We start from the raw sequence: 17,748 nt of genomic DNA, 5'->3' as shown, positions 1-17,748 counted from the left end.
TGAATCTCCTAATTGAATCAGGCTTGTCCTTTATACACAAGTGTACAAACGGCTTCAACTTGGGCTGTTTGCGGAAACATATCCACAGGTGTTACTTGTTCCACAGCAAAACCTTTACTTATCAACATGTGGACATCCTTCGCAAGTGTCGAAGGATTACACGAGACGTAAACCATTCTTTTCGGCTTTACTTGTACTACTGTTTTTAAAAACGTTTCGTCACATCCGGTTCTAGGCGGGTCAACGACAACTACATCTGGACGCCACCCTTCTTTTACCCATTGAGGAAGAAGGTGTTCTGCTTTTCCTGTTTCATATTTCGCATTTTTAATACCATGTTTTTTGGCATTTTTTTGTGCATCTAAAATGGATTCTTTTATCATATCCATTCCTCTTACTTCTTTTGCACCTGATGCAAGCCACATACCGATCGTTCCAGATCCACAATAAGCATCCACAACTTTCTCTTTCCCTGTAAGCTTTGCTTGCTTTTTTACCTCTTCATACAGCTTCACCGTCTGTGAAGGGTTTAATTGAAAAAAGGCTCGTGCAGATAGTTCAAAGCTTAAGCTTCCTAAATGCTCAGTAATTGTTTCTTTTCCGTAAATACCTTCAGTTTTATTTCCAAAGATCAGCGAAGTCTTCTCATCATTTACGTTCTGAACAATAGATGTAACTTGTGGAAGCCGCTTTTGAATCTCATTAAAGAACAGCTCTTTTTTCGGAAACTCTTCTTTAGCTGTAACTATTACAAGCTGAATTTCATCTGTTTTAAAAGCTGTACGCACTACAATCGTACGGATAAAGCCGGTGCGTTTCTTTTCGTTGTACACTTGGATATTTAAATCTTGGATAATTTGTTTTACTTTATTCGTAACAATATTTGTATCTTCATGTTGAACCAGGCAGTGATCGATATTGATTAATTTATGAGTGTTGCTGCTGTACAATCCGGCAATAACATTTTGATCGATTTGTCCAACCTGAAACTGACTTTTGTTTCGGTAAGACCATGGTTCTTTCATCCCTATTGTTTTACCGATTGACAACTCATTTTTAGGAATTTTAGTATACCGTTCGAATGCTTGGCTAACGAGATCCCTTTTCTCTTTCAGCTGTGCGGAATAATCTAAATGCTGAAGCTGGCAGCCGCCGCATGTCTCATATATGGGGCATGGCGGCGTTACCCGGTGTTTCGATTTCTTTTTGATTTTTTTGATTTTTCCTTCGCCGCGGTTCGGGAATACTTTTGTGATTTCAACCTCGATTTCTTCACCAGGCAAGGCACCTGGCACAAAAACTACCTGACGTTTATAAAATCCGATTCCTTCACCATTAATTCCGATACGTTTAATGTTTAATGGGAAAGTTTGGCCAATATTCATTATGGGGTTTACCGCTTTATTCATTATTTACTCACTCATTTCTTCGCAAAAAGTCGCTTTTCTTATTGTAGACGAAATAGCTGAGTTCTACCAACATTGTTATGGCCGAGGAAGTCGAGACGTAAAAAAGCACCTTAGCTTAATCACTAAGGTACTATTTACGGTCTTGTTAAAATGGGTGACACTGAACTTTTCATCTGCAGGTCATCAAGACTTTTAAATGTGTAGCCTCTTTTCTGCAAAGCTTCAATGACTCTCTCTAATGCATCTGCATTGTCTTTTGAAACAGTATGCAGCAAAAGAATACTGCCTGGATGGATTTGCTTTGAAATCTGGTCATAGGAATATTTCCAGCCGCGCTGTTTATTCGTTTCCCAATCGAGGAAAGCAAGTGACCAAAACACATGAGTATACCCTTCCTTTTTTGCCAGAGCGATTGTTCTTTCACTGAATACCCCTCTTGGCGGCCGAATATACTTCATTTCTTTTTGTCCGGTTATCTCCGTATATCTCAACTTAACCTTTTCTAATTCATTAACTAATCGCTCGTCAGATACTTGTGTCAGATCTGGATGATGATATGAGTGATTGCCGACTATATGCCCTTCTTCAGCCATTCGCTTTATTAGGTGAGGGTGGGTTTTCATAAATTGTCCGGTTACAAAGAAGGCAGCAGGCACTTTTTTACGCTTTAAAACATCTAGCACATCGTCCGTATATCCATTTTCATATCCATTATCGAACGTTAAATATATGTCTTTTTTGGCGGTATCGCCTAGAAAAAGGCTATCGTATTTTTTTACAAGTTCCATATACCTTGAATCCGTGACTGGCGGCTTCTCTTTCCCCTTTTTCTCAAAGTACCATTCCAGCCGCTGATTGGATAAACCTCTTTGCGCAAAAGAAACTTCTGTCTGTACGAAAAACATGAGCGGAATTAATAAAAAGCAAAGGAGCCGATTGATCTTCATTTCATAATTCCTCCTTCAAACGACAGCCTATACCTTTATTGTGCAGTTAAAAAGCAAAACCATGCTAGGTATTATAAGGAAAGTGAATGTTGGCTGATTGATAAGCGTCGAATCTCTTCGTCATTTTTGTTTTCTCGGTGCTCATATAGGAGAACTACAATCCGCGCCTCGAAAACTTCACTTCCTCGACTTTCTCGGTTCTGAATCAACAAATAATTTTAGTTAATGAAATTTCAGGGATTAAAAGTGGAGAAAAGTCCAGAACCTTTCACTTCAATTAACTTTTCAATAAAGAACTCTAAAACCTATCTGCAGCAACAGTCTTTTAGAAAAAAGCCTTTAGAAAGGATCCTTAAAAAAGAGCACAAAAAAAACCTTAAAGATCGCAAAAGCGCACCTTTAAGGTCTCCATTCCAGCCTTTTAATTAAATACTGGTTCTTTAAACTGCTCTAGTTTTTGCAGAGAAGACTTCTCAACGTGTTCGTGTAGGCTGTTTCCGTGGGAGTCCATCGTCACTACAGCAGTAAATCCATTAACACGGATATGCCACATCGCTTCTGGAACACCGAATTCCATAAGATCAACGCCTTCCACTTTTTCCATACATTCCGCATAGTATTGTGCTGCTCCGCCGATCGCATTCAAGTAAACTCCGCCATGTTCACGGAGAGCAGCGAGGGTTTTTGGACCCATACCGCCTTTACCTATTACAGCGCGGATTCCAAATTTCTTCATAATGTCGCCTTGATAAGGTTCCTCACGAATACTCGTTGTCGGACCGGCTGCCTTAACAACCCAGTTGCCTTCTCCGTCCTTCGCCATTACAGGTCCGCAATGGTAAATAATTTGTCCGTTCAGATCAATTGGAGCCGGGTTGTCCATAAGATGCTTATGAATCGCATCGCGGCCGGTATGCATCATACCGTTGATCGTAACTACATCTCCAACCTTTAATTCACGAATTTGCTCTTCTGTAATTGGAGCTTCCAATGTAATGCTTCTTGTCTTTTCTTCTTGCTGTTCTACAGCTGCAGCTGCTTCTTCCTCAGCTTTAGTAAAATCAACCGTTTCGCCTTCTTGGTACAGCCATTCTGTGATCTCGCCTGTTTCAGGGTTCAATTTTACACCTAAACGGCGGTAAGCCCAGCAGTTGTACGCAACAGAAACAAAGAAACTCGCAGGAATACGGTTAATGACACCGACTTTGCATCCAAGTAAAGTCGTCTCTCCGCCAAATCCCATCGTTCCGATTCCAAGCTTATTCGCATTTTCCATCACATATTCTTCAAGCTTGCGCAGGTTTTCGTTCGGATTCACATCATCAACAGAACGGAAAAGCATCTCTTTTGCCAGTTCATATCCAGATGTGCGGTCTCCCCCGATTCCTACACCGATAAAACCAGCACTGCAGCCTTGGCCCTGTGCTTGGTAAACCGAGTGCATGATACATTTACGGATTCCATCCAGATCACGTCCAGCACGGCCTAAGCCTTCTAATTCTGCGGGAAGGCTGTACTGGATGTTTTTATTTTCACAGCCGCCTCCTTTTAAAATAAGGCGAGCATCAATGTAATCCTTTTCCCATTGTTCAAACTTAATAACCGGCGTGCCATCACCTAGGTTGTCACCACTATTATCACCTGTGATGGAATCAACTGAGTTTGGGCGCAGCTTCGTATCCTTTGTTGCATCTGCGATCGCATTACGAATCGCTTTTTTCATCTCTATTTGGTTTGCGCCGACTGGCACTTTAATTTTAAATGTAGGAAGTCCAGTGTCCTGACAAATCGGTGAAACATTCTCGTCAGCTTTTAAAATATTATCTGTGATCGTATCTAAAGACATCGCAGCACGAGTACCCGCGTTTTCTTTTAGCTTCGCTGCAAGAATGGCACGGCGTACATCTTTTGGCAATTTGGTTGAAGTTTCGACAATCAGTTTGTACATGCTTTCCTGAAATTTTTCCATCTCTCCACTACCCCTTTATGACATGCTTTGTAAGCGTGAACATTTTTTGTTTTATGCTTTCTTACAGTATAACAAAAAAACCCGTTCCTTTAATACAGAAACGGATTTCATTCTACTGTTCTTCCCAGTCATGACGGAATTGCTTACACTTCATTTCCAAGTCGTCCAGCATTCCAATAATTTTGTCGATTTCATCGATACCAGCAGTCTCAGCATCAATAGCATCTAAAACATCCATTAATAAATCGATGCGTGTTTTTATATATTCCTTTTGAGAGGATTTATCTTGAATAGAGTTACCCATGGTGATCTCTCCTTTCCATCCCCTCTACTTTAACAAGGTAAGACGAATTTGCCAACAACATTATCCTTTTTCTTTAAGAGTTGTTCAGTTAAGATAAAGAATGTCCATTTCGTCTAGAAGGAGATTATTTAAAATGGTATTAAAATTAAACCAAAAACCGATAACCCCATTGCACGATCCATGGGAAGCTTATTTGGATATGGAGACTTATAGCAGCCTTAAACTGTCTAACATAGAGATTACAACCACAACTCTTTGCAATATGCGATGTGCTCACTGTGCAGTAGGTTATACCCTGCAAACAAAGGACCCTGAGCCGCTGCCTTTAGAATTAATCATTAAAAGACTTGATGAGATTCCAGATCTTCGTGCATTCAGTATAACTGGCGGCGAGCCGATGATGTCTTTAAAATCAATAAAAAATTATGTGGTGCCTCTTTTAAAATATGCTTTAGAACGTGGTGCACGAACGCAGATCAATTCTAACCTTACTTTGGATTTAGCACGCTATGAGTTGATTATTCCCTATTTAGATGTCCTTCATATCTCCCATAACTGGGGAACACTGGAGGAGTTTTCTGAAACCGGATTTGCCATGATGGAGAAAAAACCAACATTGAAACAAAGAGAAGCTTATTTTTCTCGCCTTACCGAAAATACTCAAGCCTTAACAAAAGCAGGTGTAATGGTTTCAGCTGAAACGATGCTGAATAAAAGGACGCTGCCCTATCTTGAAGAGATACATAAACACATTCTTGAAATGGGCTGTCAGCGCCACGAAATTCATCCGATGTATCCTGTTGATTTTGCAAGTACACTCGAATCCATCAGCTTAGAAGAAATGCGGGATAGTATTCATAAGCTTCTCGATATCCGTGATAAGAAAGTGTGGATGCTTTTCGGCACACTTCCTTTCTATGCTTGTTCAGATAATGAAGAAGATTTGAAATTACTTAATCGGCTGCGTAATGAGGAGAATGTCACAGTAAGGAACGACCCAGATGGACGGTCTCGTTTAAACTTGAATATTTTTGACGGAGATATTATCGTGACAGACTTTGGTGATGCTCCTCCACTCGGAAATATAAAAGATACAAGTCTTTTGAAGGCTTATGAAACGTGGAATAAATCTAAACTAGCGAAAGAATTAAGCTGCCATTGTCCTGCTGTAAAATGTCTCGGTCCGAATATACTCGTGAAACATTCATATTATCCTGAAACAGCATTCCTCTCTAGACAAGCAAAGCTTTAAAGCGTTAAAAAGTTATAAACTTTACAAAAGTAAGTTTAAAACGTATAATTAACGGTAATTACTAAAGTCATTAAGCATTGTGATATAGAGGTGAGGGTTTATGGATTACAACACGATGTGTCCGAAATATGAAGTGGCTATTGAGATAATCGGTAAAAAATGGACAGGACTCATCATTCGTGTTTTGATGGGCGGCCCTAAGCGTTTTAAAGATATTAAGTCACAGATCCCTGAGATGAGTGACCGTATGCTGACTGAGCGCATGAAAGAATTAGAATCCGTTGGAATCGTAAAGCGCTCCGTTTATCCAGAGACACCAGTTCGTATTGAATATGCATTAACGGAAAAAGGAAATTCTTTAAAAACCATTATTAATGAAATTCAAACGTGGAGCGAACAGTGGGTTGACCATTGTTCAGCATCCGAATAAAAAAAGGACAGCAGATAAAAATGCTGTCCTTTTTACATATTTCCTGCATGAAACCGGAATGATACGTGATCTTGTACCGGAATCCAAGCTCCTATGCCCTGCTGTGTAACGTTTTGAACGAGGATTTGTCTTTTTCCGCCTTTTAAGACTATATAAACTTCACCGTAAGTAACACGTCCTCTTTCATTTACAGCGGGTACATAACTATATAAATACCCTACCTGCTTCGGAGATACATGGTATGTGTTCGGTTTTTTTGTTCCTGCCCCTACCGCTGTAGAAAAAGCAAGAGGCAATCTGGACTTTTCAGCTGCAGAAATCAGCATCATCTTTTGAACGGCTTCGCTATTCGGAATCGCAGCAGTTAATCCGCCGGAAACTTTTTTATACGCCGTTTGATTGTAAGACAATCTAGCGACTGCTTTAGCACCGCGATTGTCTAACCGATTCATATTGATTTGCTGATGCTCCCAGTTAACAGTCGTTTCAGTGGATTGATACGACAACGGCCACTGACCTAAGTAAATTTTCGCACGGTACCAAAAAGCTACTTTTGAAGCATTTATGCTGGATTCATTTAAAAGACGAATCAAATCTGGGTTTGTAATCGGTACTTCTGATGTTTTCAGCATTGCCTTTGCAAGCTTGCTTGGCTCCAAGTAAGGCAGATCTTGTGCTGAATTCGGGTACGTGTTTTCTTTAGAAATGCTTACGACTGTTCCCGGTACTTTTATCTCAGCTTGTTTTACGATTTGTTCCGGCGCCTTCTCTGCTGGCTTTGGTTTTTCCGAAGATTTCTCGGCCGCAATCGCTTGGCTGGCGAACGCGAATAGCATAACGAAAATAATAATAAAAATTCTCTTTTTCATAAAATCCTCCTTTCCCCTATTTTTTTCTTTCCGTTAAAATTTATCCTCTCCATCCAGCCACTTTAGCTCGGGTATTGTTGGAAATGGATTTATTAATCCTGACAAATAAAGCTCGTTTCACCTGAGCTGCACATTTCTGTTAACAACCTGAAAAAAATAAAGCTTATCCCGTAAAAGCGAATTAATAACCTGTAAAAACAGATGATCATTCAGGAAAATCCCATTTTAAACCCTGAAAAAAGATTAGCTCAAAACTTACATGTCCATCCCTGCCAAATAAAAAATGCTGACCCTCGATTTTCCCCAGGGCCAGCATTTTTCTGTGTTTTTCATTAAGATTTGATTTCAAAGCTTTCCGTAATTTCGATACTGTCTTTAACTGATTGAACCATTGAACAGTTTTTCCGAGTAACTACCAATGCTTTCTCTACTTTTTCATTCGTTAACTCTTTGCCCGCAATCGTAAAATGAAGATGAATATGTGTCACTTTATTCGCTTCCTTTTCATCTCGTTTTACATCAGCAGAAACTTGTATATCATCGAACGGCAGACGCATTCTCTCTAATACTTTGCGCAATACTCCCCCGCTGCAGACCGCTACAGAAGAAACAAGTAATTGATAAGGTCTGAATCCGTAATCCTCATTGCCGCTTATTTGAAGTGTTCCATATTCAAATGTTGTTTCAAAGCCGTTTTCTTTCATTTTAAAATTCATCGTCAGCCTCCAGAATAAAAACTTTTGTTCAAATTTAATTACCATTCATTGTACAATAGCTGTAGTTTGATTTGAAAAGGAGATGCTCATGCAGCTTTCAACGTATAAATTTTCAGTTTTAGTCAGCATTGTTTTTATATCTGGTTTTGCACAAGGAATGCTGCTTCCTTTAATTGCAGTCATTTTTGAGCAGAGTGGAACATCCGCTTCATTGAACGGATTTCATGCGACAGCTTTATATATAGGTATTTTATTGGCTTCACCTTTTATCGAAAAACCGCTTCGGAAATTTGGATACAAACCACTTATCCTTATTGGATTGGTTGCGGTCATTTTAAGTTTTTTCTTATTTCCATTTTGGAAAGTATTCTGGTTTTGGTTTGTCTTAAGGCTGATCATCGGAATCGGAGATCATATGCTGCATTTTTCAACGCAGACATGGATTACGTCAAATAGTCCTGATGATAAACGCGGACGCAACATTTCTATTTATGGTATTGCATTCGGGGCAGGATTTGGAATTGGCCCTTTAATGACTAAGCTGCTAGAAGTAAATGCCAACCTTCCATTCTGGCTTGCAGCAGGACTTTGTTTCCTATCCTTTTTGTTAATGACTTCTATCCGCAATGAAAAGCCTGAGACAATTACAGCGAAATCAGCGGGCATCACGGCTTTATCCAGATATAAGAAAGTAATTAAAATTGGGTGGGTATCTTTACTTCCGCCTTTTGCCTATGGATTTCTGGAATCTACTCTCCACGGCTCATTTCCTGTATTCGCTCTTCGTAACGGAATCAGTCTTGACTGGGTAGCTGCAGTTCTGCCTGCATTTGTATTAGGCGGTCTATTGTTTCAGCTTCCGCTTGGTATTTTAAGCGATAAGATGGGGCGTAAACCGATTCTCATTTTCTCATTCCTGTTTGGTTTTTTCTCGTTCTTAGGTACATTTTGGGCGTTGCAATCGTTCTGGCTGCTTTTTTCACTTTTCTTTTTATCCGGAATGTTTACAGGTTCAATGTTTTCGATGGGCATCGCCTACATGAGTGATCTGCTGCCGAAATATGATTTGCCGGCTGGAAATATTTTAGCAGGAATCAGCTTTAGTATAGGGAGCATGGCAGGACCATTAATCGGGGGCAGTTTTATTAATTTATTTCATGAAGGTGCTTTTGTATTTTCAATTTGCGGAATGTTATTTGTCCTCAGCCTTCCCATTTTGTTTATAAAAGCTGAAACAAAAGAGAAACTTCAAACAAAAACAGCTTAAATACAATAATTTTCTTGTTTTAACTCATATTATAAAAGCAGGAATTTTGACTTTAATAGCTCAATCTTTAAACTAGAAGTAGCTGAAATTTTTACTATTTTAGATAATAAGGAGCGATTTGATGAGATTACGTGCAGATATGCCTGAGTTTAATGGTGCTACGGAGTGGATCAATGGAGAAGTAAACAAAAGTGATCTTATTGGGGACAAACCTACATTAGTTCACTTTTGGTCAGTAAGCTGCGGTTTATGTAAAGAAGCCATGCCGAACATCAATAAATTCCGCGACGATTTTAAAGATGAACTTAATGTCATTGCCGTTCACATGCCTCGTTCAGAAAAAGATTTAGACATTGAACAAGTAAAAGAAGTGGCTGGTGAACATGATATTACTCAGCCTATCTTTGTCGATAACGATCATACATTAACTGACGCCTTTGAAAATGAATATGTACCTGCTTATTATGTATTTGATGCTGAAGGAAAACTGCGCCATTTCCAAGCAGGCGGAGATGGTATGAAAATGTTGACAAAGCGTGTTAATCGCGTACTAGGCAAGGAAACGAAATAAATCCCCAAAAAAAATGGTTGGTGAAGTAAGAGATTTGAATCATTACCAACATACAAAAACACCGGGAGCAACTGCACCCCGGTGTTTATTTTTTCTTTTTTCGTTTGAAGAGATTGCGTTCGATTAATCTAAACATAAACGCAAAAACTTTATAAAGGATCAATCCCACTAACGCTCCAAAACCATTTAGTAATATGTCGTCGATATCAAAAATCCGCTGTGCATATTCATACTGCAGGTACTCAATTACAAAACTTGTACCAAATCCGATGACAAACATGACACGCCACGAATTAAAGAAACGAAATACTAATGGCAGCAGCATTCCGAGCGGAAAGAATAATAATACATTTCCGATCACATTCTTAAATATTAGCCAGTAATCTCCGCTTCTCCACATCAGACGGATGCTATCAAACAATACTAGGTTTGCCGATTTTCCGTATACATAATGGTTAAACGTGAATAGTGTGACATAGATAAGAATGGCAAAGTACACAGCAAAAACCAGTGCACCGAAAATGCTAAAAATACGTCTTATTCTTTTCGAGTTCACTGCCTTCTCCTGCCTTTAAATAAAAATTTCCATTAACGCCTTATATAGTTTACCATGTAAAGTTTTTATGAGATACAGGAAATTCTTATTAATTATGAAGCCAATTTCTTTCTCGTTTTCTTAAATAAAATAAATAGTACAACTGAAACAACAATGACTGCAGCCACTGGCAGCATATACTCCTCAGACCTCGCTCCTACGCTTTTCCAATTCGGTCCGAACTTTTGGCCAAGATAAACATAAAATGCCGTGATTGGAAGCATCGCAATAAAAGTATACATAGAGAATGCCCAAACATTCATTTTAGCCATCCCGCACGGTATCGAAATGGTAGTCCTGACGCCAGGAAGAAATCGGCCAAAAAACGCGACGCCTGCCCCGTACTTTTCAAAAAAACGGTCTGCAGCATCTATTTCTTTTTCTTTGATTAAGACATATTTGCCGTACTTCATCAAAAACGGTCTTCCTCCATAACGCCCTAATGCGTATAATGTTAACGGGCCAAATGTACCGCCAATTGTTCCGGCTAAAACCGCCAGCCAATAGTTCATATCCCCTTCATATACCCAATATCCCGCAAGCGGCAATACAAGCTCAGCAGGAACAAATTCAAATGTTAAAGCAGCAACTAATCCAAAATAAGAAAATTGCTTCAAGAAGTCAACAAATGAGAGTATCATTCCTTCCATCTTGTCCCCTCCTTATCTGTCCAAAAAGATGACGGAAATCATTATAGCACATACGTTTAATCACGAAAAAGGATTCAATAAAAGAAAAAAAGCCGCCCGATAACGGACAGCTTTTCATCATTAATGAAAGTTATTTTTCTTGTTCGCACTGCTGCTTGTCTTGTGCTGGCTTTCATTTTTGTTGTTCTTACTCTTGTTTGTATTTTGCTTATTGCTTTTTCCCATGGCAATAATACCTCCTTAAGTAAAGGTATTACTAGCTTTTCCTACGATTCAGCCTTTAACAAGCCCCTTTTCTTGGCAAAATCAATTTTGTATTTATGGAAAGTCGCATTGAGAACTCCGCCCGAGAGGAGCACCAGCCCGGTTAAGTAAAACCAAAGCATCAATACAATAATGGCTCCAATACTGCCATAAGTTGCTGAATAATTTCCAAAGTGATCAATATAAAACGCAAACCCCAACGATACAATTTGCCATAAGAATGTTGCCACGAGTGAGCCGTACCAAATTTCGGTAAATTTAAGCTTCTTACATGGTGCTAAATAATACAATACGGAAACAACAGTAGAAATCAGCAAGAAACTTATTATCCACCTTAGAACTCCCCAGATCTGCATAAATTGCTGATCAAGCCCTAAATATGAAAAAACAATATTACCGAGCATTTTACCAAATACAGGGAAAACAAGTGCTACGATAAAAGCAAACACGACTCCGATAGTTAAAAATAAGGCGAGCAATCTCGTCTTAATAAATCCTCTGCATTCCTCTACTCCATATGCTTCATTCAGTGTTTTAATAACAGCATTAATGGCGTTTGAAGCAGACCATAAAGTGGCTATGATCCCAATGGACAACAGCCCTCCATTTCTTCCCTCTAAAACCGTCTGCAGATTCTCCCCAACAGAATCCATCGCATCTGAAGGAACATAATGTTCGAGAAGATCCAGTGCCTCAGCAGGTTTAATAAAGAACGCTCCAAGTGTTAATAAAAAAATAAGGAAAGGAAATAAAGATAGTAGAAAGTAATAAGCAAGCTGTGCTGCAAGACCTGTTACATCACCTCTTTTAAATCCGTGGAAAAATTCAATCCCAAATGATTTTGCTTTCATGTGTTTAAGAATATGCCATAACGTCAATGGTTTCTCACCTCTAACTTCTTTTATTTATGTTTCAATTATCATTCCCTTTGAACAATGTTATAAAAACTTCTTTTCACTTTTGTTTAGATTTTTTGAGAATGGGTAACTTAAAAGTAATTCAATATTAGCAACACCAAACTTTAAAAAAATGAAGGAGGAAATTCAAATGAGTTTTTTATGGGCACTTATTATAGGAGGAATTATTGGTTGGTTAGCCGGTCTTTTAACTGGTCGTGACGTACCGGGTGGTATTATCGGTAACATTATCGCTGGTTTCGTTGGTGCATGGTTAGGTGGACTTGTACTTGGTGACTGGGGTCCTACAGTAGCAGGATTTGCAATTATTCCAGCTATTATCGGAGCAATCGTAGTTGTACTTATCGTAAGCTGGATTATGCGCAGTATGCGTAGCCGTGCTTAATACATTGAATACAAAAAACCGTCCCATATAGGGGCGGTTTTTTTGTTTCTCTTAGGGCTGCATGTGATGAGGTTTTTTTGGAGAGTGCCTTTCGCGCGTATTTTTCGTATGGCGCGTTCAGCGAGTATAAATCTCGCGGAACTCGCAGCTTTAAACAGTAAAAACGCTCTGAGAAAGCGGATTTCCCGCTTCAACAGGGCCTTTTTTCCAAATAAAAAATTAAAATCGCTTTTTAAATACGTAACTCGGCTTATCATAATGCATTTTTTGTTCATAGAAGCGATGTGCATCCACACGCTCAATGTTGGAGCTTAATGTGACACCATTGCAATTGTTCTGTACCGCAAAGGATTCGATAAAAGCCAGCAGCTCTTCTCCATAACCTCTCGATCTTTCTTGAGCATCCGTAATAAGATCATACAAATAAACATGTTTTCCATCATAAAAGTTCGTCAGCATCGCAAATCCTGCAAGAGCCACTATTTTCTCGTTATGATAATTGGCGATTAATGTATAGCCTTCTTTTTGCATTTGCTGAAACATTTCATAAAATAAAGCTTCAGAAAGATGAGTACGAAGCTGGCTCATTACAGGAAATGCTGCCCGAATTTCATGCTCCATTGATAACTGTCTAATCTCTCCCATCAATTGTCCTCCGATGTAATGCGATTATTAAAGCGATTCTCGATTTTTTATTTCTACAAGCAGCCTCTCACATCCTGCTCTGACCATTTCATATACTTCATGAAAATTACCTGTAAAATAGGGATCAGGTACATCTTCACTTTCGTAATCCGGAACAAAATCCATCAGCCTTGCGATCATTCCTGTTTTGGATTGACCGGCCATTCTGTGTAGGTTTCCAATATTTTCAGCGTCCATTCCAATAATGTAATCAAACTGAGTTAAGTCATTTGTTTTAATCTGACGTGCCTTTTGACCTTCAAACGAAATTTCGTTCTGAGTCAAAATATTTCTTGTTCCCTCGTGAGGAGGCTCACCCGCGTGCCAGTTCCCTGTACCTGCAGAGTCAATCGATATAGCATCTTCAAGTCCTTCTCTTTTCACCAGATTACGAAAAATCGCTTCAGCCATCGGAGAACGACATATGTTTCCTAAACATACAAAGAGTACTTTTACCATCATTACACCCCCCCTTCTTATTCCTATTAAAGGTATTACAATTTCAGTCATTTTAAAAGAAGATGATGCCGGATTTTTTTTAGTTTTTTTATGAAAGTTGTTGATTTCCGCTCCAGGTCACTCGCTTTCCGCGGGTAACATATTTTAACTGTCAGCCCTAAAAAAAATAACCTGAGCTGTTATAGCCAGGTTATTTTCTGCAGATTTAGGCGAGATATGCTTCCCGGACCTGATCATTTTTAATCAAATCTGCTCCCAGCCCTGTCATTACAATTTCACCCGTCTGTATTACATATCCGCGATGAGCAACCTGCAAGGCCTGATAAGCATTTTGTTCGACTAAAAGAATGGTCATTCCTTCTTTATTAAGATCACTGATAATATCAAAAATCTGTTCCACAATTACAGGTGCCAGACCCATTGAAGGTTCATCCAGCAATAATAAACGCGGTTTAGACATTAAGGCGCGGCCCATCGCCAGCATTTGCTGTTCACCGCCGCTCATAGTTCCGCCTTTTTGAGTAAGCCTTTCATGAAGTCTTGGAAAATATTCAAAAACGCGATCCATGCTTTCTTTAATGTCTTTTTTGTCCTTTATCGCAAAAGCTCCCATTTCAAGGTTTTCTTTTACAGTCAGTTTTGGAAAAATTCTTCGTCCTTCCGGTACGTGGGCGATCCCAGTCTGCGCAGTAATATGAGCGGGCTGTTTAGATATATTTTTATCTTCATATAATACTGTTCCGGTTTTCGGAATCACTTGGCCGCTTATCGTTTTTAAAGTTGTTGATTTCCCTGCGCCGTTACAGCCGATAAGCGTCACGATTTCACCTTTTTCAACCTTAAGACTAATCCCCTTTAGCGCATGAATTCCACCGTAGAATGTATTAACATCATTTAATTGTAAAATACTCATCGTTCTCCTCCTTACGCTGGTGTTACTGCACTTTTTCCAAGATAAGCTTCGATTACTTTTACATTATTCCTGATTTCAGCAGGTTTGCCTTCAGCAATTTTTTCCCCGTGATCCAAGACGACAATATGCTCTGAAATTTCCATGACGAGCTTCATATCATGCTCGATCAAAACAATGGTTACGTCCAGCTCTTCTCTCATACGGTGGATAAACTCGGTTAATTCTCTTGTTTCTCTCGGATTCATTCCAGCTGCAGGCTCATCCAGAAGCAGCAGCTTGGGATTAGTTGCGAGCGCACGAGCGATTTCCAGTCTCCGCTGTGCACCATATGAAAGATTTTGTGCATCTTCATTTAAATGACGTGCAAGACCTACATATTCCAGCCAGTGATACGCTTCTTCCTGAGCACGTTTTTCTTCTTCACGAACACCTTTTGTTTGAAATAACGTCGTAACGATCCCTGCTTTTAACTGCTTGTGAAGTCCTACCATTACATTTTCCAGAACGGTAATGTTTGAAAAAAGGCGGATATTTTGAAACGTACGTGCGATACCCTGTCTCGAGATTTCATGAGGCTTTAATCCGATCAATGATTTGGAGCCTAACTGTACATTTCCTTTATCCGGCTCATACACACCCGTGATCAAGTTAAAAAATGTTGTTTTACCTGCTCCGTTCGGACCGATTACAGCGGTAATCGATCCTTTTTCTACTGTCATATCGACTGAATTGACTGCTACTAAGCCGCCAAACTGTTTGTATAGATTACTAACTGTTAAAATCGACATTGCCACGCCCTCCTAAGCTTGAAATCCCTTATCTTGATCGATTGTAATTTTCTCTTTCCGATGGTTTTTCGCGCCTTCTTTTAAAGCATTTTCATCGAAAACAGGATTTTTTGCAGGAATCAATCCTTGAGGACGATAGATCGCGAATATGATTAAGATTGCTCCAAAGATAAAGCGCTGCATCTTAGCAGGTGCCAGTGCTTCCGGGAAGCTGATCACGCCGTCCATGTTTAACTGGTTCAAATAATTTGTTACTTCAGTCAGGACTTGCAGATTAAGAATTGTAACGACGGCAGCACCGAGAATAACTCCAGGTACACTGCCCATTCCCCCAAGGATAACCATTACAAGAATCGTGATCGATTCTAGCAAAGTGAAGCTCGTAGGATCAACAAACGTTTGTTTTGCCGCGAATACTACGCCCATCATTCCAGAAAAAGAGGCACCGATCGCAAATGCCAAAAGCTTTGTACGCACTAAATGGATGCCCATTGATTGTGCAGCAATCTCGTTTTCTCTTACAGCTTTCCAGGAGCGGCCGATTTTTGAAAACTCGAACCTTCTCACAGCAAGAATGACAAAGAGAAGAATCCCCAGCACAATATAGTAAAACTGATTAGGATAAATAAATTGAAAACCAAAAATTTCAGGTGGCTGAACCGAAGCTAAACCCATTGCTCCGTTCGTAATATTTACTGGCTTATCAAGGTTATTAAAAACAATCCTGATGATTTCCCCGAATCCTAGTGTAACAATCGCCAGGTAATCCCCTTTTACACGAAGAACAGGAATACCTAATAAAATTCCGAAAAGCGCAGCAATAAAACAGCCGATCAGAATAAAAATCCAAAAGGTCCCGCCTGATAAAGGAAACGTTCCAAACGGCATAAAATTCGCTGCTTGACCGGTTGCGAAAATACCATACGTGTAAGCTCCGATTGCAAAAAAGGCAACAAATCCAAGATCTAAAAGTCCCGCCAGCCCCACTACAATGTTAAGCCCAAGAGCCATCGCCACATAGATTCCTACCACTGTAGCAACTTCCATGTAAGACTGATAACTCGGTCCCGTACTTGCAACAAAAGGTATGACCCCAACGAGCACCACGCCGGCGATTACCCATTTTAACCGGTTTGATAGATCCGTATAGTAAAGCAATAATAACGAGAAAAGCAGGAGCAGAAATGCGGTGACAGACGCCTGTGCCAAGTACAAACTCAGTGAAGTTACCAATACATAAAGCACGAGCAAAATGACCTGTGCCATTTTATTTCCTTTTAGTTTACTAGTCAGCTTTTGCATGGATTTTCACCTACACTTTCTCTGTAACTGCTTTTCCAAACAGTCCTTCTGGTTTGAAAATAAGAACAACGATTAAGATGGCAAATGCAAAAACATCTTTATACTCTGCACCGAAAACGCCGCCAGTAAGAAGCTTAAGGTTAGATGCCGCGAACATTTCTAAGAGACCGAGCATGATACCACCAGCCATCGCCCCGCGGATGTTTCCGATTCCGCCTAATACTGCAGCTGTAAAAGCTTTTAACCCTAAAATAAATCCAATATACGGATCGATCGTTCCATACTGTACTGCAAATAGGACGCCAGTAGCTCCGCCAAGTGCAGACCCGATAAAGAAAGTTAATGAAATGACTTTATTTACGTTGATTGACATGAGTGATGCTGTCTCACGGTCTTGAGCGACAGCTCTCATCGCCATTCCCCATTTTGTCTTATTTACGAAAAAGTCCAGGCCGATCATCATAATGACGACAGCAACAACAAGAATTAAAGTTGAAGTCTTAAAAAAAGCATCGCTGAAACTTGAAGAAAGACTGGAAAACTTAATCGTGAATTTCTCAGTAAACATCGATGGACCTGTTAAAATATAATTGCCGCGCTTATATTCAGTAATAAAACGAACCAAATCCTGAAGCAAAAAAGAAACGCCGATTGCTGAAATTAACGTAATGAGCTTAGGTGAATTCCTTAACGGCCTGTATGCCAGCCGTTCGATTCCGACTCCCATGAACCCCGTTAAAATGGAAGTGGCGATTAATACAAGGATTAAAGCAAGGATTGCAGGCATCGAGGCAATCCACCCCATCCCTGTCATCAGAATAAGCATGGCAACACCAATGAACGCTCCTGTCATAAAAATTTCACCATGAGCAAAATTGATCAGTTCAAGAATTCCATAAACCATCGTATATCCAAGTGCAATAACTGCATAAATAGCGCCAAGTGCCAGACCATCAACAAGCACTTGAGGCAGGGAGTGCAAAATGTCAGCTAACATAACTTTTCCTCTCTTTCACAACTAGGATGTATGTACGGAAAAAAGAAGAGGGAGATGGCC

20 protein-coding genes are annotated in these 17,748 nt (G+C 39.7%); 5 read left to right on the top strand and 15 right to left on the bottom strand.

Annotated features, from left to right (window positions below; translation table 11 throughout):
• Positions 1–17: 17 nt before the first annotated feature.
• From rlmD to J2X07_RS17765, 4 genes are all read right to left on the bottom strand, one after another.
• Positions 18–1,409 (bottom strand): 23S rRNA (uracil(1939)-C(5))-methyltransferase RlmD, encoded by a 1,392-nt coding sequence (rlmD, locus tag J2X07_RS17780; protein ID WP_310261870.1) that lies wholly within the window; start codon positions 1,407–1,409, stop codon positions 18–20.
• Between the two features lie 134 nt (positions 1,410–1,543).
• Positions 1,544–2,356 (bottom strand): delta-lactam-biosynthetic de-N-acetylase, encoded by an 813-nt coding sequence (gene pdaA / locus J2X07_RS17775; protein ID WP_396194573.1) that lies wholly within the window; start codon positions 2,354–2,356, stop codon positions 1,544–1,546.
• Positions 2,357–2,777: 421 nt separating this feature from the next.
• Complete coding sequence (locus J2X07_RS17770) at positions 2,778–4,325, bottom strand: fumarate hydratase (protein WP_310261867.1); 1,548 nt, start codon at positions 4,323–4,325, stop codon at positions 2,778–2,780.
• A gap of 112 nt (positions 4,326–4,437) precedes the next feature.
• On the bottom strand, positions 4,438–4,629 hold the full coding sequence (locus J2X07_RS17765) for an SE1561 family protein (protein WP_310261865.1): 192 nt from the start codon (positions 4,627–4,629) through the stop codon (positions 4,438–4,440).
• 133 nt (positions 4,630–4,762) lie between these two features.
• Between J2X07_RS17765 and yfkAB the strand changes: the two genes are divergently transcribed.
• Together yfkAB and J2X07_RS17755 are read left to right on the top strand one after the other, a co-directional pair.
• Positions 4,763–5,881 (top strand): radical SAM/CxCxxxxC motif protein YfkAB, encoded by a 1,119-nt coding sequence (yfkAB, locus tag J2X07_RS17760; RefSeq protein ID WP_310261863.1) that lies wholly within the window; start codon positions 4,763–4,765, stop codon positions 5,879–5,881.
• 100 nt (positions 5,882–5,981) lie between these two features.
• Positions 5,982–6,311, top strand: coding sequence for a winged helix-turn-helix transcriptional regulator (locus J2X07_RS17755; RefSeq protein ID WP_310261860.1), 330 nt, complete (start codon positions 5,982–5,984; stop codon positions 6,309–6,311).
• Positions 6,312–6,343: 32 nt separating this feature from the next.
• Here J2X07_RS17755 and J2X07_RS17750 read toward each other — a convergent pair whose 3' ends face one another.
• Together J2X07_RS17750 and J2X07_RS17745 are read right to left on the bottom strand one after the other, a co-directional pair.
• Positions 6,344–7,180, bottom strand: coding sequence for a YfkD famly protein (locus J2X07_RS17750; RefSeq protein WP_310261857.1), 837 nt, complete (start codon positions 7,178–7,180; stop codon positions 6,344–6,346).
• Positions 7,181–7,512: 332 nt separating this feature from the next.
• Positions 7,513–7,896 (bottom strand): OsmC family protein, encoded by a 384-nt coding sequence (locus tag J2X07_RS17745; protein WP_310261854.1) that lies wholly within the window; start codon positions 7,894–7,896, stop codon positions 7,513–7,515.
• Positions 7,897–7,984: 88 nt separating this feature from the next.
• Between J2X07_RS17745 and J2X07_RS17740 the strand changes: the two genes are divergently transcribed.
• Both J2X07_RS17740 and J2X07_RS17735 read left to right on the top strand, forming a co-directional pair.
• Positions 7,985–9,163, top strand: coding sequence for an MFS transporter (locus J2X07_RS17740; RefSeq protein ID WP_310261851.1), 1,179 nt, complete (start codon positions 7,985–7,987; stop codon positions 9,161–9,163).
• Between the two features lie 121 nt (positions 9,164–9,284).
• Positions 9,285–9,734, top strand: a complete 450-nt coding sequence (locus J2X07_RS17735) for a TlpA disulfide reductase family protein (protein WP_310261849.1) — start codon at positions 9,285–9,287, stop codon at positions 9,732–9,734.
• Between the two features lie 85 nt (positions 9,735–9,819).
• On the opposite strand, the gene J2X07_RS17730 is transcribed toward J2X07_RS17735, so the two are convergent.
• From J2X07_RS17730 to J2X07_RS17720, 3 genes are all read right to left on the bottom strand, one after another.
• Entirely contained in the window at positions 9,820–10,290 is a 471-nt protein-coding gene (locus J2X07_RS17730; RefSeq protein ID WP_310261845.1) for a VanZ family protein, read from the bottom strand.
• 92 nt (positions 10,291–10,382) lie between these two features.
• Positions 10,383–10,979 carry a DedA family protein gene (locus J2X07_RS17725; RefSeq protein WP_310261843.1) on the bottom strand — a complete coding sequence of 199 codons (597 nt, stop codon included), beginning with the start codon at positions 10,977–10,979 and terminating at the stop codon, positions 10,383–10,385.
• Between the two features lie 266 nt (positions 10,980–11,245).
• Entirely contained in the window at positions 11,246–12,121 is an 876-nt protein-coding gene (locus tag J2X07_RS17720) for a YihY/virulence factor BrkB family protein (protein WP_310261840.1), read from the bottom strand.
• 169 nt (positions 12,122–12,290) lie between these two features.
• Here J2X07_RS17720 and J2X07_RS17715 point away from each other — a divergent pair, with 169 nt between their 5' ends.
• Entirely contained in the window at positions 12,291–12,545 is a 255-nt protein-coding gene (locus J2X07_RS17715) for a GlsB/YeaQ/YmgE family stress response membrane protein (RefSeq protein ID WP_310261837.1), read from the top strand.
• A gap of 219 nt (positions 12,546–12,764) precedes the next feature.
• Here J2X07_RS17715 and J2X07_RS17710 read toward each other — a convergent pair whose 3' ends face one another.
• From J2X07_RS17710 to J2X07_RS17685, 6 genes are all read right to left on the bottom strand, one after another.
• Entirely contained in the window at positions 12,765–13,190 is a 426-nt protein-coding gene (locus J2X07_RS17710; RefSeq protein WP_310261834.1) for a GNAT family N-acetyltransferase, read from the bottom strand.
• Between the two features lie 27 nt (positions 13,191–13,217).
• A complete protein-coding gene (locus J2X07_RS17705; protein ID WP_310261998.1) occupies positions 13,218–13,688 on the bottom strand; it encodes a low molecular weight protein-tyrosine-phosphatase in 471 nt (156 codons plus the stop codon).
• A 205-nt stretch (positions 13,689–13,893) separates the two neighbouring features.
• Positions 13,894–14,601, bottom strand: coding sequence for an ABC transporter ATP-binding protein (locus tag J2X07_RS17700; protein ID WP_310261831.1), 708 nt, complete (start codon positions 14,599–14,601; stop codon positions 13,894–13,896).
• 11 nt (positions 14,602–14,612) lie between these two features.
• Positions 14,613–15,389 carry an ABC transporter ATP-binding protein gene (locus J2X07_RS17695; protein ID WP_310261828.1) on the bottom strand — a complete coding sequence of 259 codons (777 nt, stop codon included), beginning with the start codon at positions 15,387–15,389 and terminating at the stop codon, positions 14,613–14,615.
• 12 nt (positions 15,390–15,401) lie between these two features.
• Positions 15,402–16,691 carry a branched-chain amino acid ABC transporter permease gene (locus J2X07_RS17690; protein WP_310261826.1) on the bottom strand — a complete coding sequence of 430 codons (1,290 nt, stop codon included), beginning with the start codon at positions 16,689–16,691 and terminating at the stop codon, positions 15,402–15,404.
• 10 nt (positions 16,692–16,701) lie between these two features.
• Positions 16,702–17,688, bottom strand: a complete 987-nt coding sequence (locus tag J2X07_RS17685) for a branched-chain amino acid ABC transporter permease (RefSeq protein ID WP_310261824.1) — start codon at positions 17,686–17,688, stop codon at positions 16,702–16,704.
• Positions 17,689–17,748: the final 60 nt, after the last annotated feature.

The organism is Fictibacillus barbaricus (genome assembly GCF_031457135.1).
Classification (GTDB): Bacteria; Bacillota; Bacilli; order Bacillales; family Fictibacillaceae; genus Fictibacillus; species Fictibacillus barbaricus_A.
Note: the sequence above shows the minus strand (reverse complement) of the source record. Positions and strands in the feature narration are given on the sequence as shown.